Below are 26,867 nucleotides of genomic sequence, written 5' to 3' on the forward strand. Positions count from 1 at the left end.
AGCCACAAAAATAGGTAATTTGAGAGCGAAATTCTTCTCGATTGACACTGAATAGAAATTTACAGAACTCGAGGTCATAAAAGTAGAATTTATAGTATATTGAATTGTGAAAAACCAACTGATGATTACACCTCCTTCTCTTAAAAAAGGCGACAAAGTTGCTCTAGTGGCTACTGCACGCAAGATAAAATTAAAAGAACTTGACGAAGGGATTGCTTTGCTCAAAAGCTGGGGGCTCGTGCCTGTGATAGGTAACACGATAGGACTTGAAGATAATCAGTATGCGGGTACTGATGAGCAACGTAGGGCAGATTTTCAAACAATGCTGGATAACACTGAAATTAAAGCCATTTGGTGTGTACGAGGAGGCTATGGAACTGTGCGGATTATCGATCAGCTTGATTTTTACAGGTTTGTAAAGTATCCAAAATGGATCGTCGGGTATTCTGACGTAACCGTATTGCACAGTCACTTACATAAAATTGGATTTAAAACGATACACGCCACAATGCCTGTATCGCTGGATAATAATACCGCTTTCGCGAAAGCGACACTCAAACAAGCATTTTTTGGCAAAAAGCCAAACATTACATATGACACATCAAACACCCTAAACAGACTAGGAACAGCCTCTGGCGAACTCGTAGGCGGAAACCTGTCTATGTTATATAGCCTTACAGGTAGCAGTTCTAGTTTAGATACGGAGGGGAAAATTCTATTTATTGAAGATCTCGATGAGTATTTATATCACATAGATCGTATGATCATAAACCTGAAACGCAATTTCATGCTAGACCATTGTGCAGGAATGATTGTAGGAGGTATGACGAAAATGCACGATAATAGAATTCCGTTTGGAAAAACAGCTCAAGAGATTGTTATTGATGCGGTAAAGGATTGCAAATTCCCTGTTGCCTTTGATTTTCCTGCTGGACACGTGGACGATAATCGTGCGTTAATCTTAGGAAGTGAGGTAAGCTTATCTGTAGATAATGCAAACTCTTCATTAATATACCGCTAATTGACACCAAAAGAACTAGGCGAATACGGTGAAGAACAAGCAACCCTGCATTTGATTAAGAAGGGTTATAGCATACTTGAGCGTAATTGGTTTTTTGGGAAAAATGAAATTGATATTATTTGCCAAAAGGAAGAAAGTACCTTGGTTATTGTAGAGGTGAAAGCAAGAAATTCAGATTTCTTTGGTGATCCGCAGAGCTTTGTAAGTCCTGGAAAGCAAAAAACAATTATAAAAGTTGCCAATGAATACGTGCTTGAGAACAATCTTGATGTAGAGGTTCGTTTTGATATAATAGGCGTACTCAAAAATTCTAAACAAGAACGGTTAGAACATTTTGAAGACGCCTTTTACTTCTTTTAAGAAAGTAAGATAGCTGTTATGTAGTTATTTGATTTTTTAGTACTTCATACACCTTCAGAATAATAGCTACATTAACCCCCTGTACAAGTATACTGGCTGGCCCACCCACAATAGCAAATAAAATCGTAAGAAGCATTCCACCTATTACTATGTGCATAATACCAGAGACTTGCGGTAGTTGCCCAAGACCCTTGAGTTTGAAAAGCCCCCAGCCAAAAAACACATACATAAGCCCTATTATAATACAATACACAACTCCATAAGCCTCTTTAGGAATGAGTTGAAATTCAAGATCTATCAAACCATAGCAAGCTAACACGGCATTGATAATAATCAACAGTATGGAGATCATTTTAAGAAAAGCGTTTTTGAATAAATTACCTATAAGTACAAAGGACCGCATGTATATACTAAACAACACTATTGAAATTATTCCTAAGATTACTGTATATGTTTTCCCAAAGTAATAGGTCTCATCTATTACATAATGCCAGTCGTCTATTGCCTCAAAAACAAATGCAATCATACTTAATATACCAGCAATCCACCCTATATGTAGTTGAGTAAATAAAAATGACACATCCTTACTTTCGTCTATCTCCACAAACATTACCTCCTTGACCTTTTTTTCAAAAATGGATTCTTGCTGCAAATCATCAAGGTCTCTATCCAAAGCAGATAGAATGGTTTTAATAGTATAAACTCTAGGCGTTGTTTCTCCTGCTTCAATACGCTGTATGGTGCGCACAGAAATATTGCATTGTTCTACAAGTTCCTCTTGAGTAAGCCCTTTTTGTGTACGTAGTTCTAAAATTTTTTGTCCTAATTCTGGTTGTTTCATCATAATAGTTTTGTCTTGTAATGATGCGCATCAAATGTACAAGAAGTTATACAAGACAATAGTACTATGGTTTTGAAATAAGTTTAAATATTTAGGCAGTAATTAACCCGACATTTGCCCGTCACTTTAGAAAATACAGCACTTTACATGGATCACGCTTTCGCGAAAGCTTACCCTTTAATACGTATTTAACCAACCAAAATGCTTCTCATTAAGCGCTGTTTTATGCTCTTCAAGAAAAGTAATAAAGGCCTTTGCAGTAGGAGAAAGCTGTTTGCTTTTTTGCCAAATGAGATTCCAGTGTGTGGTAATAGGCAATCCTTTGCTTGGGATAATTTGGACATCACCACTAATAAGAGCATTTTTAAGCCCCACGAGCGGAAGAATAGAAATCCCTATTCCAGAAATTACAGCTTGCTTTACCGCCTCATTTGAGGTAAGTTCTATTTTTTTTCGGGTAGGAAGTTGTCGCTCTGCAATATAATTTTCCATAGATACCCGTGTTGCAGATCCTTTTTCCCTGTACACCACGGGTAGTTTATCAAAATCTTTTTTTGATATGGTTTTACCAGAGTAGGTGTGCTGCCTTCCTCCAACTAAAAATAACTTGTTTGGAATAAGTGTCACTTTATCTATCGCAATGTGTTCTGGAACTACAGATACCAAAGCAAAATCTGTTTCGTTTTTTTCAAGATGACGTATCACTCTGGTTTTATTTGTAACATCCATTTCTAGATCTACACCAGAGTGCATATTCATAAAGTCTGCGACATAATAAGGCATCAAATACTTACCTGTGGAGACGATGGATATTTTTAATTTACCCGACAGCTGACCTTGATAAGCCATCGTTTTGTAATTAATTGCATCAACTTCGGCAATTATTTTACGTGCTGCAGCGGCAATTTCTTCACCAAAATCTGTTACGAATAATTGTCTTCCCACTACTTCTGTAAGCGGAATAGGGAACTGATTTTGAAAATTTTTAACCTGTATCGAAACCGCTGGCTGCGTGAGATGTAGCTCTTCAGCAGCTTTTGTAATGCTTTTAAATTCTGTGACTTTCAAGAAGACTTGAAGCTGATGTAATGTATAATGCATTAATATTTTTTATGTAGTTCATTATAAATATAAATAAAAATATATGAACTCTAGCATCCATCTTTGCATCATCAAAACAATGAGAACCTATGATACAAAAACTAATAATTGAATCATTTAGAAATGACAGGTACACACCTCAACAGGTCAAGACCAGTATATCTCTAAACTGGACAGCTCTATTATTTGTCTTAAAAAATTTGATACTACTCGCTATCCCTATAGTAGCCATTACACTGTCCATATTTTCAGACTACCTGTTTCTTACAGAAATTCTATCTGCTAGTTTGTTAATAAGCCTACTTGTGTTTATAAACATTGCTAGTAAAGCATCTTAATCACTTATTCATTAAAAAAACATTTATTATGAAAACATTACACACAGAAACTGTAACAATAACAAATCAAAAAATCAATCTAATTGAGGGAGAATTTACAGCAACTGAGGCTGGAGACATCTTACACGCTATGCTTGACAAAAAAATTAACTTTCACAAATTACAACGCTTAAGTCGTACTGAAGGAAATATAAATGACTCTTGCAAGTACGATAGTGGACGCATTATTGAACTACTAGATGAGAAAGGAAAGCTAAAAGACTTTTTAACTAACGTACGTGCAGACGGAGGCAAATTAGAAATAAAAAGTACTGTAGAGATACGTATTAAAGATTGATTACCACACGAAGAGCCTAATTCTTTTTTTTATGGACTTACACTTACTCGTCGATAACTTGACAAACCCTGCACTCTTGTTTTTCTTTTTAGGATTACTTGCGGTACAACTCAAAAGTGACTTAGCCATACCGCCTAGTTCTTCAAAGTTTATTTCTCTTTACCTTCTACTTTCAATTGGATTTAAAGGAGGACAAGAGCTCGCTCACTCAGCATTTGATATGGAGATTGTATGGTCTTTAATTTTTGGAGTAGTTCTTGCTCTTTCAGTTCCCCTTTATGCGTTTTTTACTCTCAAAAAGCGCGTCGGAGTTCAAAATGCCGCAGCCATCGCTGCGGCTTATGGCTCTGTAAGTGCAGTTACTTTTGTCACAACAGTTGCTTACCTTGATATGGAACAAATCTCATATAGTGGGTATATGGTCGCGGTTATGGCCATTATGGAAGCGCCGTCTATTATAATAGGAGTGCTTCTTATGATGCTCTTTACGGCAAACAGAGACAAGACTATCTCTATGGGAAGTATTATTAAACACTCTGTTACAAATGGGAGTGTGATATTAATTATAGGAAGTCTCGTCATAGGTTTTATGGCGAGTGACGCACAAGCCCAAGGCATTGCTCCTTTTACCACAGATATATTTAAAGGTTTTCTAGCTGTCTTTTTACTAGATATGGGAATCTCAAGTGGTAAAAAAATAGGGACCCTGAAAGAATATGGTGTATTCCCTTATGTATTTGCAATCGCCGTCCCTGTTATAAACGGTATCATCGTGAGTTTATTAAGTGGGTTTATTACAGAGTCCGTAGGTAACAGGTTGCTGTTTGCTATACTTGCAGCAAGTGCCTCCTATATTGCAGTCCCTGCCGCTATGAAACTCGCTGCGCCTAAAGCAAACGAAGGCCTATACCTACCTATGGCACTTGCCATTACCTTTCCCTTTAACATCACACTAGGGATGCCGCTTTACCTCTGTATTATAAACTGGAGCTAATATATTTTTAATCACGCTTTCGCGAAAGCGTACTCAATACTTTACTCTATGATTCTCTCACAAAGCAATACCCTAACAGAAGATATAGCAGCAGCGAGAGTCGCACGTTTTACGTCAGATTTTATGTATAGAGACGGCCGTTTATTGTGTAGAACTAACAATCGCTGGTATCAAATAGAAGACCTCACACTTGTAGAATATTGCAGGCACGAGGGAATGAATGACCCAGGGGATAGTTCGATTTTATTTTTGATAGAAACTAATGATACTATAAAAGGTTGCCTTACGAGTGCCTATGGTAAGGATGCAGATACAGACCTCATTGATTTTGTAATGAGCTTAGAAAAGAAAGAGAATTAACTATCTTACAATAAAATCAAAAGGTATGGCGAAGGCATTAAGATCGCTTTCAGAATATGTGCAAATTCTTATAGGTATATCTTTAGCTAGTATTGGTCTTAAAGCATTTTTATTGCCTAACGGTTTTTTAGATGGAGGAGCCACGGGTATCGCAATTTTATTGAGTAAAAAATTTGACTATAACATTTCATTTCTATTGTTTATCGTGAGTATTCCTTTTTTAATATTAGGGTTCTATAAACTTTCAAAAGCCATTATTCTTAAAAGTTCAATATCTATATTGCTACTTGCGATATTAATAGGGCTAGAGTCTTTTCCTATAATTACAGAAGATAAACTGCTTATCGCCATTTTTGGCGGAATGTTTCTAGGTGCCGGAATTGGTATAAGTATTAGAAATGGCGCTGTGCTTGATGGGTCAGAAATTCTAGGTATTTATGTTTTTGATCTCTTTGGTATAAGTATTGGCAAAACAATCCTCGCTTTTAACGTTATACTCTTCGCAATTACCGCTTTAGTATTAAGTATTGAAGTAGCATTGTATTCCATTCTTACATATATCGTTACAGCTAAGTTTATCGACTTCTTTATTGAGGGTTTTGAAGATTTTATAGGTATCACGATTATCTCTCCAGAATCAGAAGCTATAGAGCAAAAAATATTAACTTAACTTGGTACAGGTATCACCGTTTACAAAGCAGCTGCTGGTTATGGAAGTACAGGTCAAAATAAGGAGCGTCGAGTTATTCAAACAGTAATTAATCGTATTCACTTGCGTAAAATTCATAGAATCATTGATGCTATCGATGCAAACTCCTTTATAGTGGAGTTTGATGTAAATAATGTAAAGGGAGGGGTTTTACGGAGATACTTAGAAAAACATCTAAGAAGTTGGCCAGTATATAAATGCTTTTTATTAGAAAGTGTTTTTCTCCGCTTTCGCGAAAGCGCAAATCTATAAACTCAAATAATAGCCTAGGTTAAGCCAGAATCTGTGATCTGGAGCACTTGTAAGAAACGAATCAAGACGATAGTCAATACCCAGCTCTACTTTATTTGCATCGTCAAAATAATATCCAAAAGACGGTACAAGTCTAATCTCAAGATCCGTCTCACTCCCTTGTATAGCGTAAACGTACTCCTGACCTATTTTTAAATATACTTCTCCAGGATCTATAAACTCTCCATTAAGGGATATATCTGAGGATAATCTATAGCGCATACGTACCTCAAGATTTTCATTAGGTGCAAAAGTTTGATCCACTCGAAACCGATGTCCAAGACGGTATCCAAAGTAGGGAGTAGTAAAAGAATACTGCTGGATAAAACGGTGAATCACTGCATCTTCTCGAAAACGCACCAAATACCCGAAACCCACCTTTGCATCTACGCCCACAGTGCGAGTCATTACAGACGTAATATCCAGAAGTGAATAAAATATATCTGTTTCACTTTCACCTTCAAAAGTACCTTGAGCCCACTCAAAACGTGGAGCAATCTCAACATTAATGGCATTTAGAGTAGCTAGCTTTGTGTCTATATTCACTTCTGGAAGAACGCCAATCTCATAAGTAGACTGCCCATAACTAGATAAAGGTCCTAATAGAATTAAAAAAATAATATACAGTCTAACTACCTTCAAAATCGCAAGATATTATCTCTCCGTATCGTAATTTGAGATCGATTAATAAACTGCCCATTGTGATCAAAAAGGATTTCAAACCGCTGTGACTTTTCTCCAGAATTACGTGTCTTTATCACGATTTCATAATAGGGCTTAAGAACTAGGCCTACTTTTTCTCTTATAAAAAAATCGTAGATATTTAATTCACTATCTATGTACTGTGCTTGTGTCTTTTCAATTTTAAAATAATCAAACGCATTGATAAAATAGCGATCTATTTGCTCTCTAGCAAGCACTGGTATTTCAGAATAATCTATCACTACCTCAACATCCTCTAGGACACCTTGAGGTGTAAATTCTATACTGTAGCGACTACCTTTAAACTTAAACTTTGCTTCAATACTAGCACCATTTTCACCTTCTTCTCTAAGCCACTTGAACTTACGGCTTTTTTTAAAGTTTGAAATAAAGGCTTTGGCCTTTTGAGGCACCTCACTGTTGTCAATGCGAAATTCTGTTTCTGTCTTAATGATCTCTATCTCTTGCGCAATGCAAACTACTGTCTGAGTTGAGATGTATAAACACCCTATAAAAATTAAAAAACTACTCCGCATGATCCTCTTTTTTTGAACGAAACAACCACCCCAGAGGTAACCAAATGACAAAGAACAAAAATTTACCTGTAACTAACCCTACTATAGTAATAATGGCAGCGATCATTGCAAGTGCTATTTTCCAAGATTTAGTCATGTGTTTGAGAGGTCTTTGTTGTAGCTTTTTTAGTGCTTTCTGGCATCAAAGGCCTAAGTAGAGCCACCACATCATTTACCGTTTTTGCATCGTCAGACTTTAAAAGCAAGCGCAATCCTTTGGACGTTTTCTTCTCTTTAATGGAAATACGAAATGCATTTTCTTGAACGTATTTTAACACACGACCAAAAGCGGGGCTTTGGTAAAACGGACTTTGTTGATCTGAAATAAAGAAACCTGTGAGCTTCCCATTTTTCATAACTACCTTCTCTAAGCCTATTTTTGTTGCCACCCATTTGATACGCACAGAATCTACCAGATCTTCTGCTTCTTCTGGAAGTGGCCCAAATCGGTCTACCAATTTTGCTTCAAAAGCATCTAGCTCTTCTTCGGTTTTTACCTTATTGAGTTCTGTGTATAGATTTAATCTTTCGGTTATGTTGTTGACATAATCGTCTGGAAATAGTAAACTAAAGTCTGTATCTATAACAGTGTCTTTAACGTAATCTTTATCCGCTTTCGCGAAAGCGGAATCCTCATCATACAACTCTGCAAATTCATTTTCCTTAAGTTCATCTATCGCTTCATTGAGAATTTTCTGATAGGTGTCAAAACCAATTTCGTTTATGAATCCGCTCTGTTCACCTCCTAGTAAATCTCCGGCACCACGTATCTCAAGGTCTTTCATAGCAATATTAAAACCACTACCCAAAACAGAAAATTGTTCCAATGCCTGTATACGTTTGCGGGCATCCTCTGTCATTGCGCTATATGGGGGCGTGATAAAGTAACAGAAAGCTTTTTTATTACTTCTACCTACACGACCACGCATCTGGTGCAAATCTGAAAGTCCAAAATTATTAGCGTTATTAATAAAAATCGTATTTGCATTAGGTACATCAAGTCCACTTTCAATAATTGTCGTTGATACTAAAACGTCAAACTCTCCGTCCATAAAAGCGAGCATTTTTGCCTCCAGCGTTTTTCCTTCCATCTGCCCGTGACCTATTCCCACCTTAGCATCTGGAACCAAACGCTGTATAAGCCCTGCCACTTCCTTTATATTCTCTATTCTATTATGGATAAAGAATACTTGTCCGCCTCGTTGTATTTCATACTGTACAGCATCACGTATCACTTCTTCAGAAAATCGTACGACATTACTTTCTATAGGGTATCTGTTAGGTGGTGCTGTAGTGATGGTACTTAAATCACGGGCTGCCATTAATGAAAATTGTAATGTTCTTGGTATAGGCGTTGCGGTTAACGTGAGTGTATCTACCGTTTCAGAAATGGTTTTCAGTTTATCTTTTACAGCTACTCCAAATTTTTGTTCCTCATCAATAACTAGTAATCCCAAGTCCTTAAACTTTACGTTCTTACTAGTGAGTTGGTGCGTGCCAATCACAATATCTATGGCACCGCTTTCCAGTCCTGCTAGCACCTCCCGTTTTTCTTTTGCTGTTCTAAAACGATTCAGATAATCTACTTTAACAGGAAAATCTTTAAGGCGCTCCTTGAATGTTCTTGCATGTTGGTATGCTAGTATAGTTGTAGGTACTAGTACTGCGACTTGTTTGCCTCCATCTACTGCTTTAAAAGCTGCACGTATGGCAACTTCTGTCTTACCAAAGCCCACATCACCACAAACTAATCGATCCATAGGACGATCGCTCTCCATGTCTCGTTTTACATCTTCAGTAGCACTACTTTGGTCTGGAGTATCCTCATAAATAAAGCTAGCTTCCAGCTCATGTTGCATATGAGTATCTGGACCAAATGCATGACCTTTTTGCAGTCTCCGTTTTGCGTATAATTTGATGAGGTTAAAAGCAATATGCTTGACCTTGGACTTCGTTTTGGCTTTTAATTTTTTCCAGGCTTGGCTGCCTAATTTATAAACCTGAGGTGGCTTGCCATCTTTACCGTTGTACTTAGATATTTTATGTAAGGAGTGAATACTCAGATATAAAATATCCCGCTCGCCATAAATTAACTTTATAGCTTCTTGTGGCTTTCCTTCCACCTCAATTTTTTGGAGTCCGCCAAATTTTCCAATACCATGATCTATATGTGTGACGTAGTCACCCACCGAGAGGTGACTCAATTCTTTTAATGTTATAGCCTGCTTCTTTGCGTATCCATTTTTAAGATTAAATTTATGGTAACGTTCAAAGATCTGGTGGTCTGTATAAACAGCGATTTTAAGATCATTATCAATAAAACCTTGATACAAAGAAAGCACTACTGTTTCGTACTCATTTACAGTATCACTAGCATCGTCAAAAATATCTTGAAAACGTTTTGCGGCCTGCTCGCTCACACAAGCGATATAATTTTTATATCCTTTTTCCGTATTATCATTTAAGTTAGAAATTAGCAAGTCAAATTGCTTATTAAATGAAGGTTGCGGTTGTTGTGCAAAAGTCACAATCTCTGTAGCAGAGGCTCCGTCAATTTCATTTGTAAGATCTACAGTAGTGAAAGCGTCTAATTGCTTTTTTAAGGACTTGCCGTGCATAAAAAGTTCTTCAGGCGAGTTGCGCTTTACTTCAGAATCTAACTTTGAAAAGGCTTCTTCCGCTTTCGCGAAATTCTTATCTGTACGATCCACAAGTAGTGATCTATTTTTGATAAAAACGACCGTTTTGGGCGAGATATATTCTAAAAAACTCTCTCGAGTTTCCATAAGTGCCTTGTTCTCTACATTAGGCATTACCGAAATCTTCTTTACTTGACCGGTAGATAGCTGACTTTCGACATCAAAGGTTCTGATACTATCCACCTCATCGCCAAAAAATTCAACACGATACGGCTCGTCGTGAGAAAAAGAAAACACATCTACAATACCACCTCGCACCGAAAATTCTCCGGGTTCAGTTACAAAATCTACGCGTTTAAATTTATACTCAAAAAGCATCTCATTTACAAAATCTAAGGAGAGCTTGTCGTTTACAGCAATTTTTAAAGTTTGTCTATCTAGCTCTTTACGGGTTACTACTTTCTCAAAAAGCGCATCTGGATAAGTAACTAAAAGAGCTGGTTTTTTACGTGAGTTTATTCTATTAAGTACCTCTGCCCTGAGCAGTATGTTTGCATTATCTGTCTCCTCTATTTGGTAAGGACGACGGTAACTACCCGGATAAAACAGTACATTTTCTTCCTTACGGAGCTGTTCTAAATCATTTAGAAAATAGGCCGCCTCTTCCTTATCATTCATGATAATAAGAAAAGGGGTTTTTGCAGCTTCAAACGACTGACTAATGGTAAAAGACAAGGCTGAACCTATAAGGCCTTTAGCCTGTACATGCTGCTTATTTTCTTGAGAAATGGCAATGGCTTCCTCTAGTTTTCTTAGTGAAGAAGACTGGGCGAAGTGTTGCGAGAGGGCGTTTTTGCTCACGTTATTAGCATTTTATACAAAGATAAAGCTGTATACGCTTTCGCGAAAGCGTAACACTACAATTTACCATTTTCCTAACACCCAAAAAATGAACCCATCACTACCTTTATCCAAAAGCAATACAATGGGATTTGAACACTATGATATTTTTGTAATAGGAACTGGAAGTGCTGGTAGAAAAGTGGCTGTGAGCTGTGCTAAAGAAGGCATGAAAGTCGCCATTGCAGATAATCGTGAATATGGAGGAACCTGCGCAAACAGAGGTTGTGATCCTAAAAAAGTATTATTAAACGCCAGTGAGATTATAGCTCGCACTACAGATCTGGCAGCCGTTGGTATTACCGAAGTGCCAAAAATAGACTGGCAAGCGTTGCAAAAATTTAAAGAAAAATTTGTGTCTGCAATGCCCATAAAAACAGAAGAAAGCTTAGAAGAAGTAGGTATTAAAATGTACCACCAATCGCCAGAGTTTCTTGAAGATGGATTGCTTATTGTCGAAGGTAAGAAAGTAACCTACGATAAAGTGGTAATTGCAACAGGACTCATCCCAAGGCCGTTGCACTTTAAAGGAGCAGAGCTTTTTAAAATTTCAGATGATTTCTTAGATCTTCCTGAGCTTCCAGATAGTATGATTTTTATAGGTGGAGGTTACATTGCCATGGAGTTTGCACATATAGCGGCAAGGTGTGGCGTAGATGTTACCATCATTGAACGAGGTAAAAGCATCTTAAAACATTTTGATGAAAATATTGCTGCGTATCTCCAAAAGATTTCAGAGGATATTGGGGTAAAATTTATTCTAAACGCCTCTGTTACGGGTGCAGAAATGTTACAAAAAAACACTAGGGTTTATTACGAACAAAATGGTAAGGAAAAAGATGTAAAAGCTATGATGGTGTTTAACACCTCTGGAAGAGTGCCTTCTATTGAAATGCTTTCTTTAGAAAAAGCAAATATTACCACAACTCCAAAAGGAATTAAAGTGAATAAATTTTTACAGAGCACCTCAAACCCCAATGTGTATGCATGCGGTGACGTAGCCGACTCTGGTGCTCTACCACTTACTCCGTTATCAAGTAAAGAAGGAAGTCACGTAGCCAAACAACTTACTTCTGGTAAACATGAAGAATACACCTTCGCTGCCATACCTACATCGGTTTATACAACTCCGCAACTTGCAACTGTAGGATTAACTGAAGAACAAGCTAAGGAACAAGACATTGAATATAAAGTGCTCTCAGAACATGTGCCAGACTGGTTTAGCGTTAAGCGTTTAAACTCGCGAGACTATTGTTACAAAACTTTAAAGGGTCCTAACGATGAAATTTTAGGCGCAGAAATTCTAGCGCCAGAGGCTAGTGAAATGATTAATTTATTTGCCATGGCGATTCAGCAGAAACTAACCTGCACGCAGTTTAGACAGACCATATTTGCTTATCCAACTTTTGCAAGTGATATGCAAAGCATGGTATAGCTTATAGTAGCTCAGCTATGTTTTTTATTGTAAGATCTGCTGGTTTAGCTAAAGGGAATTGTTTTTTATTTGGTCTTTCTACAAAACAGGTACGCATTCCGCTATTTTGAGCTCCTAAAATATCCCAGGCGTGTGAGGCTACTAGCATTGCCTCTTCTGCTTTTACATTTAGTTTTTTTAGAGCCCAAACATATACCTCTGGATCTGGTTTGAACTTTTTTACGGGTTCTGAACTAAGCATATGATCAAAGAAATGATCAATACCTGCAAATTTTAGCTTTTCTTCTAATGACTGTTGTGATGAATTTGTAAGTGCAACTAGTGTAAAGCCAGCATCTTTTAAAGATTTCAATCCATCCATAACGTCATCATAGGCGGGTAATTTTTTAAAAGGTTCTATAGTCGCTTTTTGGGCATCTTCTTTAGAAAGTGCAATGTTATTGATTTGAGCAATCATTAATAATGCACGCACTCCTATTTCACCAAAATCCTGATAACTATCGGTAGCATTTGCCACCAATGAATAATGTAGTAGTGTACTAAACCATAAGGGTATGAGTTCATCTCTATCATTTAATGCACTAGCGATATGTTGCTTTAAAGGTTGTAAATCTAATAAGGTTTCGTTTACATCAAAAAAAAGTGTCGTTGGTTTCATAGGGATTCATAGGGATTAATTAGATAGTCTTTCTTTCAATTTAATATGTGGAGCAGTCTCCCTATTCTTATAGGCATGAATACTCACAATGATAAAAAGTATAATCGCACTAGATAGCGCATAATAAGCTATACTCTCATATTGCTCTTGATGTCTTATAAAAATAGCAACTAGTGCCCAGATGGCCACTGCAGCAAACTCTCTCATATTACGCAGCCAGACCATTAGCACATTTATTAAAACAGCTACTGTAATAAGAACCATTGTCCATACAATCTCATTAAATTCTGTTCCCGTCCATCCTATGCTAGCAAAAAAAGCAGAAAAATTTGCAATCGTTGCGACAGCTATCCATCCTGCATAGATGCAAACGGGCCACCATACAAATGCAATTATGGCAATTGGGGCATCCCACCGCTCCATATTTGTACGCCAGACTACCAGAAGTAAACTACACAAAATCCCCAGCATTATAATCACAGAAAGCCCTATATATTCATAGGTGAAAGCAACAACCCAAGCTGCATTTAAGAAATTTGCGATAGCAAACCACCAACCAGTTTGTTCTATAAAGGGTGACTTTTTATTGCTAAAAAAAGCTCTTCTTATCTGAAAAATAGCGTAGCCTACAAGCATGAGAAATATCAATCCCCAAATAGAAAAAGCATAGCCCGCGGGTGTAAATAAGTTTTCATATTTATCAGACTGTTCTCCTATAGTAGTGTTATTCCATCGTTGTGCTTGAGACAAACCGTTGACTAAGAGAACGAGAAGTACAGAGATAAAATTTACAATTGCGTAGGTTTTCTTCATCATACTTTTTTTTATAAAAGTAAGTACGCTTTCGCGAAAGCGTACCCAAAATTATATTAAGACTTACCTTTTGACGCTAACAACTCATTTGCAAATCCTTCACACAGTGACAAGGTTGCTTTGACATCCTCAAATTTTGTGCGTGGATTTATCAAGCACATGCGCAATACGACTTGCTTGTTAAGAATTGTTGTCACCAGTTGAGCTTCGCCAGAAGCTGTAACCTTACCCGAAATTTTTTGGTTTAAATTGTCAAGCTCCTTTTCACTGAAGTTTTCACCAATAGGATTATACCTAAAATTAATAATCGCAAGGGTCGCTGGGGAGACAACCTCCCATTTTTTACTCTTGCGTAGTAACTTTTCCGTTTTTTCTGCAATGACGATATTATAGGTAATAGCATTTCTAAATGCCTTTAAACCAAAAGTCTTTAAGGACATATAAAATTTCAGTGCTCTAAAGCGTCGTGTAAGCTGGACACCATGATCGTAAAAGTTTATTTCAGATTCATTTCCTTCGATATCTCTTAAATATTCTGGCTTTTCAACAAAAGTACTTTTGAGGTATTTATGATTTCTAATTAAGAGACATCCCATTTCATAGGGTTGGAAAAACCATTTATGAGGATCTACAGTAAGTGAGTCTGCCTTACTTACTCCTTTAAGAAGTTGCTTTCCGTTTTTGGCCAAAATTGCAGCACCACCATAAGCGCCATCAATATGAAACCAAAGTTTCTCCTCTTTGCAAATTTTTGAAATCGCTTCTAGTGGATCTACCGTTCCTGTATTTGTGGTTCCTGCAGTTGCAATCACACAAAACGGATTATAGCCTTCTAGTCTATCTCTGGAAATAGCGCTCTTTAACTTAATGGTTGAAAATTTAAATTCTGAGTCAGTCGGGATTAATCGTATTTGCTCTCGTGTAAAGCCTATAATGCGTAAGGCCTTAATATTAGATGAATGCGCTTGATCCGATAGGTAAATCACAGCATTTGCAAAATTTTCTCCACACATCACACGTCGTGCAGTGACAATTGCAGTAAGGTTTGCCATAGAGCCACCACTGGTGAAAATTCCGCCTCCTTTTTTTACGGGTAGTCCAAAGATTTTGAGCAGCCAACTGATAGTTACAATCTCTAACTCTGCTGCTGGTGGCGATTGTGCCCATCCTCCTGAAAATACATTGAAACCCGTGGCAAGCGTATCAGACATTGCGCTTATGTAATTACTTGGGCCAGGTACAAAAGAGTAAAATTTTGGGTGAGAGACAATAGCACTTTTTTTCATTACTTTTTCAATAACAAAATCTAATACTTCTTGCGGATCTGAAGATTGTTCTGGCGCTTCTTCTAAAAATAGAGAATCCATTTCCTCTCGTGTGGCAGAGGCTAATGGAAGTTTTTTATCTTGGGTTTCAAAATGCTCTACTACAGCATCTACAATGCTATAGCCGTAAGCTTTCATTTCCTCTTTTGATAACTGTAATTTGTCTCTATCCATCAACATTAAATTTAATCTTGCAAAGGTAGACTATTGCCCAAACCATTAAAAATTGGTTGTACTTGGATTGCAAATTAATTGTGGATTACTCTACTAATATTACTTCGTCTGGTGTCACGACAAATACCTCATCATGCGCTTCTGGCTCCAATATATATTTACCCGTAAATTCCCCAAAGGCAGGTAAAATAAGTTGATTAGGTTTTTTAAAAAAGCAAGGCATTTTGAGCAATTGCCTACCCACACCTTGTAGTTTTACTCCTGGGTGAATGTGACCACAAAAATTAAACAATCCGTCCCTTTCTTCTGGAATATGTGTCAATAGGAACGTATCTAAAATGCGTTCTTGAAATATCTCAATTCCAATACCTGTAAACTGAAGCGGATTAATAATATCATGATTACCTGCTACTAAAGTGATTTTAGCTTCTTGCTGCTCCACCCACTTTTCAAAATACAGCCACTCTGTATTTAATGCCGAATGAAAAAGATCTCCTAAAAAACAAACCTCCTGAGGATTACAGCATGATATTGCAGCATCTAATTGCTCAAAATTTTTTAAAATAGCTTGTTGTGGCACTGCACTGCCATGTTTTCTAAAGTGCGCCACTTTACCTAGATGTACATCGGCTATAAAGAGAATCTCACGTTGCTCCCAGTACATAGTTCCAGTAGGCTGAAGTGTAAAAGTATTATTATGAATAGAGATTTTTGTCACCCTGCAAAGATACAGCACTACATCTTTTAGTGGTATCTTTATCTCGTGCAAACTCATTTTGACTATATCATTTTAGGAGCTGGGCTCTCTGGTTTGACAACCGCTATACGCATGTCTCGCGCTCCATTTTTTTCTCAAAAAAGTATTGCGATTATAGACCAAAATCTTAGCAAAAAGAATGATCGCACTTGGTGCTTTTGGGAAACTAAACCTAGCCTTTATGAAGAGACCGTTTCCTATTCATGGAACTCTATTCTTGTAAAAGAAAATAATATTTCAAAACCAATACCCATTGCTCCTTATACCTACAAGAAAATTGAAAGTGCAGATCTATACGCTTTCGCGAAAGCTGAATTATCTCAACATAAAAACATTTCATTTATAGAAAGTGAGGTCTCTAGTTATACTGAAAATGAAATTGGTGTCACTGTGACAACGACTGATAATTCTTTTACTTGCACCCGCTTATTAAGCAGTATTTATAATCCGACAATTCTTAAAAAACAGGATGAAGCGGTAGTTTTACAACAACACTTTGTTGGCTGGTTTGTCGAGACAAAGGAGCCTGCATTTGATAAAAGCGTTGCAATCTATATGGATTTTAGTGTCGCTCAAGAGGGTAATTGTCGTTTTATGTATGTATTACCTACAACAGCAAACAACGCATTGATAGAATACACTTTATTTTCTAAAGACTTACTCCCGCTTTCTGAATATGAAGATGCCATCAAAACGTATCTAGCAAATCTCGGGGTATCGGATTATAAAATAACAGCTCGTGAGAAGGGAAGCATCCCTATGACTACCTATGATTTTACACAGCATAACTCTGAGAATGTTTTACACATAGGTACTGCTGGTGGCTGGACAAAAGCAAGCACTGGGTACACATTTACACATACACTTGAGAAATCTGCCGCGCTTATTACCTTCTTGAAAAGCGGCAAACCTTTTACCCAATACAAATTAAAAAACCGATGGACTTTTTACGATGAAGTACTTCTCAAGGTTTTGGACCATAAAAATTATTTGGGAAAAGAGATTTTTACTGGCATGTTTAAGAAAGGAAAAACCGGTCATATTTTTCGGTTTTTAGATGAAGAATCTTCGATATTAGACGAATTGAAAGTTATTCTCAGTGCACCTAAAATTCCTTTTATTAGAGCAGCCCTTCAAGTTCTTTTTAGGTAGTAAAATTGGTAGTTACGCTTTCGCGAAAGCGTATCAATAAGATTACATTCCGCGCTCTTTCTGTATTTGTTCATAAGCCTCTTGCACATTTCTGAATTTCTCTTCAGCGCCTTTTTTGTAAGCTTCATCCATATTTACAAGCTTATCTGGATGATATTTTTTTGCCATGGTTCTAAAAGCTTTCTTCACCTCATCATCACTGGCTGATTTTTCAATTTCTAGGATTTTATAAGCACTGTCTGCCTTCTTGACAAACATATTTTTGATACTTTCAAAATCTTGATGATTTATTCGAAAATAACCAGCTATGGTACTCAACACATTTACTTCTGGTTGACTCACCTGACCGTCTGCTTGAGCTATCCCGAATAAAAAGTGTAAAATTTGTAAACGCACCTCATATCTTGTTCTATTATTGAGGTATGTACATATTCTTGAAGCAGAGATTTCTCGATTTTTGATGACCTCATTAAAAGTTCTAAAGGTTGCATTTGCACGTTCCTTACCGTAAGCTCTAACAAAGTATTGACGAGCATAGTCTAACTCATTTTGGCTTATTTTTCCATCTGCTTTAATTACTAAAGAGGCAAGGGATAGCAAGTTAAGTTCAAAATCACCAGGTGAAACATTCTGCTGTGTGGCACTTTCAAAAACATCTCTAAAAGAACGTCTATTTTGACCTCCTTGTGTTTCCGATTTATTAATAAATAAGATGTCGATAGCACTTCCTATGAAATAGCCTATCACTGCGCCAAAAAATCCGCGGCCTACAAACCACCCCACGATAGCGCCTATATATTTAATCATATGTATACTTCTTAATATAAACCACAAATTTAATGGTTCTTCTTAGTTTGACGGTTACGCAATACTATTGTTACGTTTTTTCTTATTCCCTCATAAATCTTAATACAAAACATAAGCCGTTTTGATTATTTACTGCCATTTTTGCGGTCTTACCAGCAAGGCATCCTTTTTGTATCTTTGTTTTTAAAATATATTGATTATGTATCCAGCAGATTTAGTAAAACCAATGCGTGAAGACCTTACCAATAATGGCTTCACAGAATTACATACAACAGACGACGTACACGCTGCCATGAAAAAAGAAGGGACAACCTTAATGGTTGTAAATTCTGTTTGTGGTTGTGCCGCTCGTAACGCACGTCCAGCAGCAGTTTATGCAACTGCAAATGGGAAAAAGCCAGATAATTTATATACTGTATTTGCAGGTGTAGATGGTGAGGCAACAGATCTAGCGAGATCTTTCATGGTTCCTTTTCCTCCTTCTAGCCCATCTATGGCATTGTTTAAGGATGGTGAGTTAGTACACATGTTAGAACGTCATCATATTGAAGGAAGACCAGCAGAGATGATTGCAGAAAATCTTATGGATGCCTTTAATGAGCACGTAGGATAACCTTTCTGTTTATAAGAATTATAAAACCACTCTTTCAAGAGTGGTTTTTTTTATGGAGTACCTTTAAATTTGTTTTCCTTACTAATAAGAGTCTCTCTCTTTAATAAGCCTATATTTTTTTTATTTCTCTGTTTTATGGAACATTCTCAACGTATTATAAACACTATAGCTTTTGTTCAATCTACACTAAAAAACGCAGAAGGTGGCCATGACTGGTTTCATATAGAACGTGTGTATAAAAATGCCCTAAAAATAGCGCAAGGAGAACAGGTAAATACGGCTGTTGTAGAATTAGGTGCCTTATTACATGACATTGCAGATTCTAAGTTTCACAATGGAGATGAAACGGCTGGACCTAGAGTGGCTACAGAATTTTTACTTAGCCAAAATACTGATAGCGCAGTTATTGAACATGTAGTTCAAATCATTAAGAACATCTCTTTCAAGGGAGGGAACAAAGCTCAAGAGTTCACATCACCAGAATTAGATGTAGTGCAAGATGCAGACAGGCTAGATGCACTAGGCGCCATAGGCATTGCACGAACATTCAATTATGGAGGTTATAAAAACAGAAAGCTTTATGACCCATCTATTTCCCCAAAACTGGACATGACTGTGGCAGAGTATAAAAAAAGTGATGCTCCTACAATCAATCATTTTTACGAAAAATTATTGCTACTCAAAGACCGTATGAATACACAAACGGGAAGAAAAATGGCAGAGCGTCGTCATCAATATATGGAAGATTTCTTAACCGAATTCTATAGCGAATGGGAAGGTGAAAAATAAAAAGCCTTCTGACCACAAATGGTCAAAAGGCTTTAAAATTAATTGATCTTTACAGTTTACATTATTTAAGATGCTCTGCAAAGAAGCCCATCATTGTTTTATACAAATCCAATCGATTTTCTTCTTTTGCAAAACCATGACCTTCGTCATATTTCACCATATAAGGTACAGAAACGCCTCTCTCTCTTAGCTGGGCTACAATTTGATCTGCCTCATCAATATTTACACGAGGATCATTTGCACCTTGCACTACAAAAAGGGGTTTTACAATTTTATCAGTATGTAATGCTGGAGATATCTCGTCCATAATCTCTTGTTCCTCAGGGATTTCAGGATTATACCAGATTTTTTCTACGATTGCACGGTAGTTTTCCCAGTAGGGAGGGAAAGTCGTCATGAATGTATTTAAATTACTTACTCCTACATAATCTACTCCACAGGCGTACTTTTCTGGGGTCTTCATCATGCCACGCAGTACGGCATAACCGCCGTGACTTCCTCCAAAAATAGCTACTCTATCTTTATCAATACTTCCTTGATCGATCACATAATCTATACCGTCCTCAATATCATCCATCACTTTGCGACCTATCTGTCCATATCCACTATTCAAGAATTCTTTACCATATCCTCCAGAAATTCTAAAGTTTACGTGTAGCGTCGCATACCCACGACTTGCAAAAAGTTGTGCTTCTTGATTAAATGCCCACGTATCACGCAATCCTTGAGGTCCTCCATGAGGATTGACAATCATAGGGACTTTCTCTCCTTTTTTCACTCCTTGAGGCATTGTAAGATATCCATGAATGGTTTTACCGTCCCTGCTTTTAAAAGTAATAGGCTCCATTGCTGCCATATCTTTTTCTTTTAAATGAGGTAGCAACTTGTACAATAATTTTACCTGATCTTTCTTTACATCATATAAATGATATTCTCCTACAATACGATCACTAGTGAGCATGATCATAAACTTATCCTCCTCATCCGTACGTCCTACGGTAAAAAATTCTTTGTCTCCAAACTCTTTTTTTAATCGCTTGTGCAATTTTTTATAGGTACTACTCACAGGTACCACTACAGATTTTTCTGCAACATGTGAAAAATAGTCAATTTCGTAATTACGCTTTCGCGAAAGCGAAATACCACTTACATCATAGGTATCATCTTCATACACCGTTTCGATCACCTTATTTTCTTTTAGGTCAAATCGTTGAATCTGATACTTGTCAGAATCCAAGTTTGATACTACATAAGCATCGTGCTCGTATGAAGAGTTGTAATCAAATCTTAAAATCCCAAATCCATCACCAAAGGGTACTACCTTTAACTGTTTGAAATCACCATCTATATTATATAAAATTTCAGTTTCAATCTCGTTCACTACGCGGGTTATGGCTCTTAAATTTCCATCTTTATCAAAGTCAAAACCTGCTACTGGTGGGTCTCCCTCCTTTACACTATATAATTTCTCAATAGCTCCGGTCGCAATATTTAATTTATAAGGCTCATTTTGCTTGAGATCATCTTTATTCATCTGGATGATAATATTCTTTGGATCCTCTTTTAATATGGCAAGTATATCTACTCTAACACCTTCATACGGAGTGAGATCTTTTTTATTACTTCCGTCTAAGTTAACACCATATACATGGTAATTTTCATCACCTTTAGAGTCCTGTAGATATAATAATCTATCCTCACTAGCCCAGTAATGAACCCTAATCACATCTTCGTCTTGAGCAACAGCTAATGTCTCTTTCTGTGTTTGTGTGTTTTTTAAATATAAATCCTGTTTGCCATTTTCTCTTCGTTTCATATAGGAGATATAATTGCCATCTGGAGATAATGTGAAACCACTCACCGCAGATTTTTTGAAGTAATCTTCTACGGTATATTTAAAATCTCCTGTTTCCTTAGCGGCAAGTGTAGCAAGAACAGCATCTGACGAAGGAAGTGCTGGATTCCCTGGTATTGTTTTTTCTGTTTTCATTAAATCTAATGGATAGTCTGTACCTAATTGTGTGTAGGTGCCTGTGATTTTATCATTTGTAAGTGTGCCAATATAATTCATTTTGAGCTTTGCACTTGTTATAGATATCTTATTTTCTTCTAGGATTGCACTGTCCATCGGGATATCTGTCGCTCCTTGTAGGGGTACATCCATCGTTGCCGTTAAATTACCATCTATATTCTTAAAGTTGTAAAGAAGTTCCATTTCCATTCCTTGAACTTTTAAAATACCTTTATAAGTTCCTATAAGTTCTTGTCCCATTGCAATTTGGGCAAATGCACCTAGTAAGATGCCGAGTATAAATTTAATTATTGTTGTCATAATATTATTATTTTAGTGATTAGTGATGTGTATAAGAAATAAAATAGCGATGGCCGTAAGAACACCTATGGTAATCTTACCTATTTGATCAAATCGATATTTTTTAAAACTCTGCTTAGCGTCTTGCGAGAATGATTTGAGTACTAATTCTTCTGCTGATTTCATGAGTGTTACTATTTTTGTGATGTTTTATCTTTAAAAAATTTTGTAAATAATTGATTATAAAACACATAATACAATGAGCAAAGTAGAATTAATAGCCATGCTTTTGTTTGTATTTTATCTGTAAAAGGGTTTGTACTAACAAGTTCTGAAGCAACTGCAAACAAAATAATAAAGACAATTCCTAAGGTTCCATTTTTTATCATATCTAAATGTTTTACTGAATTTGAGCATTTTTAATAATAAAAGTTTGGTGGTTTTCAGTACCTACAAACTCTAGTTTGAGTAGATCTAAGTCTTCATATCCCGCAACTTGATTTGCTAAGAGCTCATTGATGCGAGCAACCTCTTTTGTAATATTTTCATATTTGCAGTTCACAAGTTCATACTCTGCTTTCTCTGTGGAGAGTCCATCTGTCTTGCTATATTGAATTCCTTGCGCGTAGATAAATTGATTTATCTCATCACATTGACAATTTGCTGTAAGCGTTTTTTTAATAGCATCTGCTTTACTGCCACTTAGAGCGTCTTTTGCTCCACTTACAATTCCTACCAGAAATATTCCTGTAATAAGACCTACAATTAATAGAAGTACGTATTTGATTCCTTTTGTTACTTTTTTCATGGGTTCAGATTTTAAATGTTATTATGAATGATTTCTGAAACCAAAGATGTGGAGAAAACCCCCTTTTAAAAAGAAAGGCTACCCGATTTTAGGAAAATTAGGGCACCTTTATTTAATTGTATACGACTGTTATCTAAGGTGTTAATTATAATAAGTACGCTTTCGCGAAAGCGCGATAACACCTACCCTAATTTTATAAATTTAGGGTTCACAAATGATAGAAATGAAGAAAATTACGCTGCTTCGTTAAGCTTTTTGATATAAAAAGAAGGAAGGAGACCCGTATCTTTTTTGAAGTATTTTGTAAACGAGTCTGCGCTTTTATAACCCAGTTCTGTCGCAATAGAACTGATGGTGTAACTGCGAAATTTTGGATCTTGTTTGAGTCTTACAATTGCATGATTAATACGTAAATCATTAATGTAAGTGCTAAAATTTTTACCAAACTCTGCATTAATCACCTTTGAAAGGTACGTGGTATTTGTTTTAATACGTTTTGCTACGTTGTGTGCACTGCAGGCAGGATGTAGAAAATAATTTTGACGCTCTAGTTTTTTGAGACCATCGAGAATTTGTTGCGTTGTTTCTGGATTCATATCAGAGCTAGTTTGCTCTTCTAGTACCTCATCTTTTGTATCAATGATATCTTTTGGAGCTTTTGCATTATCCACTTTGTCTAGTAAGGTTTTAAACTTTATTTCATTTTCCTTACGCCTCTGGTTAGTTTTTACTAGACCAACAATTAATAAAATGATTATTACTCCACCAGCAATGCTTCCATACATTAAAAGGTTTTCTTTTCGGGCTTTCTGTTTAGAAAGTAATTTCAATTCTTTTTGAAAAGAAACTGCATCTTGACGTTTTGATACAGAATAGATATCGCTTTTCATTCTATCAAGCTCACTTGAAGTATTTATATACTTTTCTAGATAAAAGTTTGCACTATCTAAATTACCCAAACCTTTATATGCTTTTGCGGTGAGCTTATAAAGGTCTCCCATTAAACCTTCTTGTTCTTTTGGCACATCATACTTTCTAAATGCCTTTAAAAAATAATTTACAGAAGCCCTATACTTTTTTTGATTCAAAGCGATCTCACCACGATACCCATTCTCTTGAAGATGAACGTGTTTTGAATCTATTTTACAAACTGAATCTGCTTTATCAAGGCTTTGTAAAGCGTCCTTAAATTTATTATTACCTATATAGCCATCGGCCTGCATAAAATACAAGAATTTTACAATACAAGAGTCTGCAATAGAACTCATAATAAGAGCTTGATCAATGTGATACAATGCAGAGTCTGGCTTTTCTAATGTAAGGTATGCGCTAGTTAATGTATAATGATTTGATACCAAAACACTGTTCTTAAGAGTTCTTAAACTATCTGTTTCTGCTAGAACATTTTGAGATTTAGCAAGAGCCTGTTTATTTAGGGCTAATCCCCTTTGAATATCTCCAGCACGAGTATTTATAAATGCTATGGTACTAAGAATAGCGCTTTCACCAAAAGCATCATTATTATTAACAGCAATTTCTTTAAGCATATTATAGTATTCCAAACTCTTTGACCAGTTTGTGAGCGAAAAATATCCTCCAGCTGCTCTTGCATAGATTCTTTCTTCTTGGTCAACTAAATTATTGTCAAGAATGAGAGTTATTGCTTGTTGAATTGCCTTTGTAAATTCTTTTTCGTTTTTAAATTTTTCATAGATTCTTGCTTGAACTTCGTAACCAAATTGTTGTTTCTCTATATCTCTATCTCGACGCGCTTTATGAGAATAAGATAGGGAAGCCTCAAGAGCTAGCGAATCATTTTTACCAAAGTTTGTAATTATAAGTGATTTTAACTCATCATAACTTTTTGTAGCCAGTGTATCTTGCTGTGCAACACTCTTAATAGCTATGAGTCCAAAAAATAATATAGGTAAAATTATACGTAATGATATCATAGTTAATGAGTCCCTGTTAATCAGGTTTTGTTACGGAGCCAAATATAGGGAAAGGAAATACGAATGATATTAAGTCTTAAAACAAACCTAACTGACCTCTATCTGTTCTCACAAAATTTTTTGTAGAAAGTTCAGGAAGTTCTCGATCAGACATATATTTTTTCTTAGCAATCTCAAACTGTCGGTTTATTTGTGATGCTACAGGACCACTACCTCGCATTCTAGTTTGAAAGGAAGAGTCGTTTAATTGTCCTCCATGAAAAGCCGCTATTTGATGAAGAATTTTTGCTGCTTTATTAGGCATTTTTTTATAAGCCCAATCTTCAAAAATACTTCCTATCGCTCCATTGAGTCGTACTATGGTATGGCCGATCTTTAACGCACCACGATCGGATACCTCTTTTACTATAGGCAAGATCTCATGACTGGTAAGCCCAGGAATAACAGGAGCTACCATCACTCCTACAGGGATTCCTGCTTGAGTTAATTTTTCAATCGTTTCAAGTCTTTTCTTTATCGTTGCCGTGCGCGGCTCAAGTATACGACGCGTTTCTTCAGATAATGTGGTAATAGAAATCCAAACCATTGCTAGCTGATCTTGAGCTAATGCGGTTAAGATGTCAATATCGCGTTGTACTAGCGCATTTTTAGTGATAATCCCTACTGGATTTTTATATTTAAAAAACACCTCTAAAAGGGAGCGGGTCAATTGCAATTTCTTTTCTATAGGTTGGTAGCAATCTGTGTTACCGGAAAGTACAATAGGAGCTGGATTCCATGACTTTTTTTGAAAAAATTCTTCTAAAAGCTGTATACAGTTTTGCTTTACTAGTATTTTTTGTTCAAAATCTATCCCAGGACCATATCCCCAGTATTGGTGACTATTGCGGGCATAACAGTAAATACACCCATGTTCACAACCTTGATACGGGTTGAGTGAATAGGACATATGCACATCAGGGCTCTGTACTTTAGTGACGATTGTTTTTGGGAAAGTAGCTATAAAGTCAGTTTTGGGCTGTTCACTAAGCCCTTCTCTATGTAAGTGCTCCTTATAGTCATCACGAAATTCATGACTAAGATCGAAAAATTTATTTTCAACCTTCTGTTGCGCTCCTCTGCCAGTAAAACACTCTTTCATATATTGATAATGAATTAGAACTAGAAACTCATTTATACGCTTTCGCGAAAGCGTGCTAATCTAGTAGAAGTAAACAAATACTTTTTTAGTATAAAATCCAAATTTAAGTATTATTTCCATATTTCTAACTTATATCAAAAAAACCACAACATAAAGATGTTGTGGTTTTTGTAGCTATGTTATTTTATTTAAAATTCAGCCTTTCTTTTTTCTAAAAAAGCCGTGGTTCCTTCTACAAACTCATCTGTGCCAAAGCAACCTCCAAATTCTTCTATTTCTGTATCATAACCATCAACGCCGTCTTCATATCCAGCGTTTACAGCATTAATTGCCGCAGCAATAGCCATAGGCGAGTTGCGCATAATTTTACTAGCTAGTTTTTGAGCCAGTGGAAGTAGCTCTTCCATAGCTACAATATGATTTATAAGACCGTATTCTAGAGCAGTATTTGCATCTATCATTCCTGCCGTCATTATCATTTCCATAGCACGACCTTTACCTACAAGTTGTGGTAATCTTTGTGTACCTCCGTAACCTGGAATTACACCCAAGCTCACTTCTGGTAATCCCATGCGTGCATTGTCACTCGCAATTCTAAAATGTGCTGCCATAGCTAGTTCAAGACCACCTCCAAGTGCAAAACCGTTTACTGCTGCGATAACAGGTGTTCCCATTTCTGCCACGTAATCAAACAAAATTTCTTGTCCTTTTCTAGCAAGATCTGCACCTTCAGACTCTGAAAATTTTGCAAATTCTGAGATATCTGCTCCAGCAACAAACGCCTTTTCACCACTTCCGGTTACGATAACAACTCTGATAGCTGAATCATCTTCCGCTTTCGCGAAAGCGTTATGCAACTCTTCTATAGTCTCCTTATTAAGCGCATTGAGTTTTGACGGACGGTTAATAGTTATGGTATGTATACCGTTTTCTGTTGTGGAAAGTATGTTATTGTATGCCATTA

At 36.6% G+C, this 26,867-nt stretch carries 29 protein-coding genes; 12 read left to right on the plus strand and 17 right to left on the minus strand.

All coding sequences use genetic code 11. The features are described from left to right. Positions 1-121 precede the first annotated feature (121 nt). A complete protein-coding gene (locus tag OD90_RS08245) occupies positions 122-1,021 on the plus strand; it encodes an LD-carboxypeptidase (protein WP_144668710.1) in 900 nt (299 codons plus the stop codon). After that, a complete protein-coding gene (locus OD90_RS08250; RefSeq protein ID WP_144668711.1) occupies positions 1,022-1,381 on the plus strand; it encodes a YraN family protein in 360 nt (119 codons plus the stop codon). Positions 1,382-1,397: 16 nt separating this feature from the next. Here OD90_RS08250 and OD90_RS08255 read toward each other — a convergent pair whose 3' ends face one another. Next, positions 1,398-2,225: a helix-turn-helix domain-containing protein gene (locus OD90_RS08255; protein WP_261374485.1), complete on the minus strand. Its 828-nt coding sequence runs from the start codon at positions 2,223-2,225 to the stop codon at positions 1,398-1,400. A 174-nt stretch (positions 2,226-2,399) separates the two neighbouring features. Beyond that, positions 2,400-3,323: a LysR family transcriptional regulator gene (locus tag OD90_RS08260; protein ID WP_144668712.1), complete on the minus strand. Its 924-nt coding sequence runs from the start codon at positions 3,321-3,323 to the stop codon at positions 2,400-2,402. An 89-nt stretch (positions 3,324-3,412) separates the two neighbouring features. On the opposite strand from OD90_RS08260, the gene OD90_RS08265 reads away from it, so the two are divergent. The 6 genes from OD90_RS08265 to OD90_RS13275 are packed head-to-tail and all read left to right on the plus strand — an operon-like array spanning position 3,413 to position 6,313. Continuing rightward, positions 3,413-3,661 (plus strand): hypothetical protein, encoded by a 249-nt coding sequence (locus OD90_RS08265; protein ID WP_144668713.1) that lies wholly within the window; start codon positions 3,413-3,415, stop codon positions 3,659-3,661. 28 nt (positions 3,662-3,689) lie between these two features. Continuing rightward, on the plus strand, positions 3,690-3,998 hold the full coding sequence (locus tag OD90_RS08270; protein ID WP_144668714.1) for a hypothetical protein: 309 nt from the start codon (positions 3,690-3,692) through the stop codon (positions 3,996-3,998). Positions 3,999-4,029: 31 nt separating this feature from the next. After that, positions 4,030-4,992: a sodium-dependent bicarbonate transport family permease gene (locus OD90_RS08275; RefSeq protein ID WP_144668715.1), complete on the plus strand. Its 963-nt coding sequence runs from the start codon at positions 4,030-4,032 to the stop codon at positions 4,990-4,992. Between the two features lie 48 nt (positions 4,993-5,040). Beyond that, entirely contained in the window at positions 5,041-5,352 is a 312-nt protein-coding gene (locus OD90_RS08280) for a hypothetical protein (RefSeq protein ID WP_144668716.1), read from the plus strand. Positions 5,353-5,377: 25 nt separating this feature from the next. Further along, entirely contained in the window at positions 5,378-6,022 is a 645-nt protein-coding gene (locus tag OD90_RS08285) for a YitT family protein (protein ID WP_261374486.1), read from the plus strand. A gap of 12 nt (positions 6,023-6,034) precedes the next feature. After that, entirely contained in the window at positions 6,035-6,313 is a 279-nt protein-coding gene (locus OD90_RS13275) for a DUF2179 domain-containing protein (RefSeq protein ID WP_261374532.1), read from the plus strand. Here OD90_RS13275 and OD90_RS08290 read toward each other — a convergent pair. From OD90_RS08290 to mfd, 3 genes are all read right to left on the minus strand, one after another. Further along, positions 6,308-6,994 (minus strand): DUF2490 domain-containing protein, encoded by a 687-nt coding sequence (locus OD90_RS08290; protein WP_186434735.1) that lies wholly within the window; start codon positions 6,992-6,994, stop codon positions 6,308-6,310. The genes OD90_RS13275 and OD90_RS08290 overlap by 6 nt on opposite strands. Then, positions 6,991-7,590 carry a hypothetical protein gene (locus tag OD90_RS08295; RefSeq protein WP_144668718.1) on the minus strand — a complete coding sequence of 200 codons (600 nt, stop codon included), beginning with the start codon at positions 7,588-7,590 and terminating at the stop codon, positions 6,991-6,993. The genes OD90_RS08290 and OD90_RS08295 overlap by 4 nt, the downstream gene beginning before the upstream one ends. Positions 7,591-7,718: 128 nt before the next feature. Beyond that, complete coding sequence (mfd, locus tag OD90_RS08300) at positions 7,719-11,129, minus strand: transcription-repair coupling factor (protein WP_144668719.1); 3,411 nt, start codon at positions 11,127-11,129, stop codon at positions 7,719-7,721. A gap of 88 nt (positions 11,130-11,217) precedes the next feature. Here mfd and OD90_RS08305 point away from each other — a divergent pair, with 88 nt between their 5' ends. Continuing rightward, positions 11,218-12,603 carry a dihydrolipoyl dehydrogenase family protein gene (locus OD90_RS08305; RefSeq protein WP_261374487.1) on the plus strand — a complete coding sequence of 462 codons (1,386 nt, stop codon included), beginning with the start codon at positions 11,218-11,220 and terminating at the stop codon, positions 12,601-12,603. Between the two features lies 1 nt (position 12,604). Here OD90_RS08305 and OD90_RS08310 read toward each other — a convergent pair whose 3' ends face one another. From OD90_RS08310 to pdeM, 4 genes are all read right to left on the minus strand, one after another. Continuing rightward, entirely contained in the window at positions 12,605-13,261 is a 657-nt protein-coding gene (locus OD90_RS08310) for a haloacid dehalogenase type II (RefSeq protein ID WP_144668720.1), read from the minus strand. A 15-nt stretch (positions 13,262-13,276) separates the two neighbouring features. Continuing rightward, positions 13,277-14,074 carry a tryptophan-rich sensory protein gene (locus OD90_RS08315; RefSeq protein WP_144669672.1) on the minus strand — a complete coding sequence of 266 codons (798 nt, stop codon included), beginning with the start codon at positions 14,072-14,074 and terminating at the stop codon, positions 13,277-13,279. Positions 14,075-14,130: 56 nt separating this feature from the next. Beyond that, on the minus strand, positions 14,131-15,579 hold the full coding sequence (locus OD90_RS08320; protein ID WP_409994634.1) for a pyridoxal phosphate-dependent decarboxylase family protein: 1,449 nt from the start codon (positions 15,577-15,579) through the stop codon (positions 14,131-14,133). 79 nt (positions 15,580-15,658) lie between these two features. After that, positions 15,659-16,291 (minus strand): ligase-associated DNA damage response endonuclease PdeM, encoded by a 633-nt coding sequence (pdeM, locus tag OD90_RS08325; RefSeq protein ID WP_144668722.1) that lies wholly within the window; start codon positions 16,289-16,291, stop codon positions 15,659-15,661. A 45-nt stretch (positions 16,292-16,336) separates the two neighbouring features. On the opposite strand from pdeM, the gene OD90_RS08330 reads away from it, so the two are divergent. After that, positions 16,337-17,482 carry a lycopene cyclase family protein gene (locus OD90_RS08330; RefSeq protein ID WP_144668723.1) on the plus strand — a complete coding sequence of 382 codons (1,146 nt, stop codon included), beginning with the start codon at positions 16,337-16,339 and terminating at the stop codon, positions 17,480-17,482. A gap of 42 nt (positions 17,483-17,524) precedes the next feature. On the opposite strand, the gene OD90_RS08335 is transcribed toward OD90_RS08330, so the two are convergent. Further along, positions 17,525-18,289, minus strand: a complete 765-nt coding sequence (locus tag OD90_RS08335) for a TerB family tellurite resistance protein (RefSeq protein WP_144668724.1) — start codon at positions 18,287-18,289, stop codon at positions 17,525-17,527. A gap of 199 nt (positions 18,290-18,488) precedes the next feature. On the opposite strand from OD90_RS08335, the gene OD90_RS08340 reads away from it, so the two are divergent. Both OD90_RS08340 and OD90_RS08345 read left to right on the plus strand, forming a co-directional pair. Continuing rightward, the gene (locus tag OD90_RS08340) at positions 18,489-18,902 is read left to right on the plus strand and encodes a BrxA/BrxB family bacilliredoxin (RefSeq protein WP_144668725.1); all 414 of its coding nucleotides are present in this window, start codon (positions 18,489-18,491) and stop codon (positions 18,900-18,902) included. A 135-nt stretch (positions 18,903-19,037) separates the two neighbouring features. Next, entirely contained in the window at positions 19,038-19,691 is a 654-nt protein-coding gene (locus tag OD90_RS08345; RefSeq protein WP_144668726.1) for an HD domain-containing protein, read from the plus strand. A 61-nt stretch (positions 19,692-19,752) separates the two neighbouring features. Here the strand turns inward: OD90_RS08345 and OD90_RS08350 are convergent, their stop codons facing one another. From OD90_RS08350 to OD90_RS08375, 7 genes are all read right to left on the minus strand, one after another. Then, a complete protein-coding gene (locus tag OD90_RS08350) occupies positions 19,753-22,023 on the minus strand; it encodes an alpha/beta hydrolase family protein (RefSeq protein WP_144668727.1) in 2,271 nt (756 codons plus the stop codon). 12 nt (positions 22,024-22,035) lie between these two features. Continuing rightward, entirely contained in the window at positions 22,036-22,188 is a 153-nt protein-coding gene (locus OD90_RS13200) for a hypothetical protein (protein WP_186434737.1), read from the minus strand. 8 nt (positions 22,189-22,196) lie between these two features. Further along, complete coding sequence (locus tag OD90_RS08355; protein WP_144668728.1) at positions 22,197-22,391, minus strand: hypothetical protein; 195 nt, start codon at positions 22,389-22,391, stop codon at positions 22,197-22,199. Between the two features lie 11 nt (positions 22,392-22,402). Further along, positions 22,403-22,810 carry a hypothetical protein gene (locus tag OD90_RS08360; protein WP_144668729.1) on the minus strand — a complete coding sequence of 136 codons (408 nt, stop codon included), beginning with the start codon at positions 22,808-22,810 and terminating at the stop codon, positions 22,403-22,405. A gap of 233 nt (positions 22,811-23,043) precedes the next feature. After that, positions 23,044-24,762 (minus strand): helix-turn-helix domain-containing protein, encoded by a 1,719-nt coding sequence (locus OD90_RS08365; protein ID WP_144668730.1) that lies wholly within the window; start codon positions 24,760-24,762, stop codon positions 23,044-23,046. 76 nt (positions 24,763-24,838) lie between these two features. Next, positions 24,839-25,903, minus strand: a complete 1,065-nt coding sequence (locus tag OD90_RS08370) for a PA0069 family radical SAM protein (protein ID WP_144668731.1) — start codon at positions 25,901-25,903, stop codon at positions 24,839-24,841. 188 nt (positions 25,904-26,091) lie between these two features. Further along, complete coding sequence (locus tag OD90_RS08375; protein ID WP_144668732.1) at positions 26,092-26,865, minus strand: enoyl-CoA hydratase/isomerase family protein; 774 nt, start codon at positions 26,863-26,865, stop codon at positions 26,092-26,094. Positions 26,866-26,867 lie beyond the last annotated feature (2 nt).

The sequence above is a fragment of the Dokdonia sp. Hel_I_53 genome (genome assembly GCF_007827465.1).
Taxonomy (GTDB): domain Bacteria; phylum Bacteroidota; class Bacteroidia; order Flavobacteriales; family Flavobacteriaceae; genus Dokdonia.

What these genes read in the sequence shown, in the direction of transcription:
- OD90_RS08245 (WP_144668710.1), top strand. Translation starts at nt 122, where the DNA reads ATGATTACACCTCCTTCTCTTAAAAAAGGCGACAAAGTTGCTCTAGTG.
- OD90_RS08255 (WP_261374485.1), bottom strand. Translation starts at nt 2,225, where the DNA reads ATGATGAAACAACCAGAATTAGGACAAAAAATTTTAGAACTACGTACA.
- OD90_RS08260 (WP_144668712.1), bottom strand. Translation starts at nt 3,323, where the DNA reads ATGCATTATACATTACATCAGCTTCAAGTCTTCTTGAAAGTCACAGAA.
- OD90_RS08265 (WP_144668713.1), top strand. Translation starts at nt 3,413, where the DNA reads ATGATACAAAAACTAATAATTGAATCATTTAGAAATGACAGGTACACA.
- OD90_RS08270 (WP_144668714.1), top strand. Translation starts at nt 3,690, where the DNA reads ATGAAAACATTACACACAGAAACTGTAACAATAACAAATCAAAAAATC.
- OD90_RS08275 (WP_144668715.1), top strand. Translation starts at nt 4,030, where the DNA reads ATGGACTTACACTTACTCGTCGATAACTTGACAAACCCTGCACTCTTG.
- OD90_RS08280 (WP_144668716.1), top strand. Translation starts at nt 5,041, where the DNA reads ATGATTCTCTCACAAAGCAATACCCTAACAGAAGATATAGCAGCAGCG.
- OD90_RS08285 (WP_261374486.1), top strand. Translation starts at nt 5,378, where the DNA reads ATGGCGAAGGCATTAAGATCGCTTTCAGAATATGTGCAAATTCTTATA.
- OD90_RS08295 (WP_144668718.1), bottom strand. Translation starts at nt 7,590, where the DNA reads ATGCGGAGTAGTTTTTTAATTTTTATAGGGTGTTTATACATCTCAACT.
- OD90_RS08305 (WP_261374487.1), top strand. Translation starts at nt 11,218, where the DNA reads ATGAACCCATCACTACCTTTATCCAAAAGCAATACAATGGGATTTGAA.
- OD90_RS08310 (WP_144668720.1), bottom strand. Translation starts at nt 13,261, where the DNA reads ATGAAACCAACGACACTTTTTTTTGATGTAAACGAAACCTTATTAGAT.
- OD90_RS08315 (WP_144669672.1), bottom strand. Translation starts at nt 14,074, where the DNA reads ATGAAGAAAACCTACGCAATTGTAAATTTTATCTCTGTACTTCTCGTT.
- OD90_RS08320 (WP_409994634.1), bottom strand. Translation starts at nt 15,579, where the DNA reads ATGTTGATGGATAGAGACAAATTACAGTTATCAAAAGAGGAAATGAAA.
- OD90_RS08335 (WP_144668724.1), bottom strand. Translation starts at nt 18,289, where the DNA reads ATGATTAAATATATAGGCGCTATCGTGGGGTGGTTTGTAGGCCGCGGA.
- OD90_RS08340 (WP_144668725.1), top strand. Translation starts at nt 18,489, where the DNA reads ATGTATCCAGCAGATTTAGTAAAACCAATGCGTGAAGACCTTACCAAT.
- OD90_RS08345 (WP_144668726.1), top strand. Translation starts at nt 19,038, where the DNA reads ATGGAACATTCTCAACGTATTATAAACACTATAGCTTTTGTTCAATCT.
- OD90_RS08350 (WP_144668727.1), bottom strand. Translation starts at nt 22,023, where the DNA reads ATGACAACAATAATTAAATTTATACTCGGCATCTTACTAGGTGCATTT.
- OD90_RS13200 (WP_186434737.1), bottom strand. Translation starts at nt 22,188, where the DNA reads ATGAAATCAGCAGAAGAATTAGTACTCAAATCATTCTCGCAAGACGCT.
- OD90_RS08355 (WP_144668728.1), bottom strand. Translation starts at nt 22,391, where the DNA reads ATGATAAAAAATGGAACCTTAGGAATTGTCTTTATTATTTTGTTTGCA.
- OD90_RS08360 (WP_144668729.1), bottom strand. Translation starts at nt 22,810, where the DNA reads ATGAAAAAAGTAACAAAAGGAATCAAATACGTACTTCTATTAATTGTA.
- OD90_RS08365 (WP_144668730.1), bottom strand. Translation starts at nt 24,762, where the DNA reads ATGATATCATTACGTATAATTTTACCTATATTATTTTTTGGACTCATA.
- OD90_RS08370 (WP_144668731.1), bottom strand. Translation starts at nt 25,903, where the DNA reads ATGAAAGAGTGTTTTACTGGCAGAGGAGCGCAACAGAAGGTTGAAAAT.
- OD90_RS08375 (WP_144668732.1), bottom strand. Translation starts at nt 26,865, where the DNA reads ATGGCATACAATAACATACTTTCCACAACAGAAAACGGTATACATACC.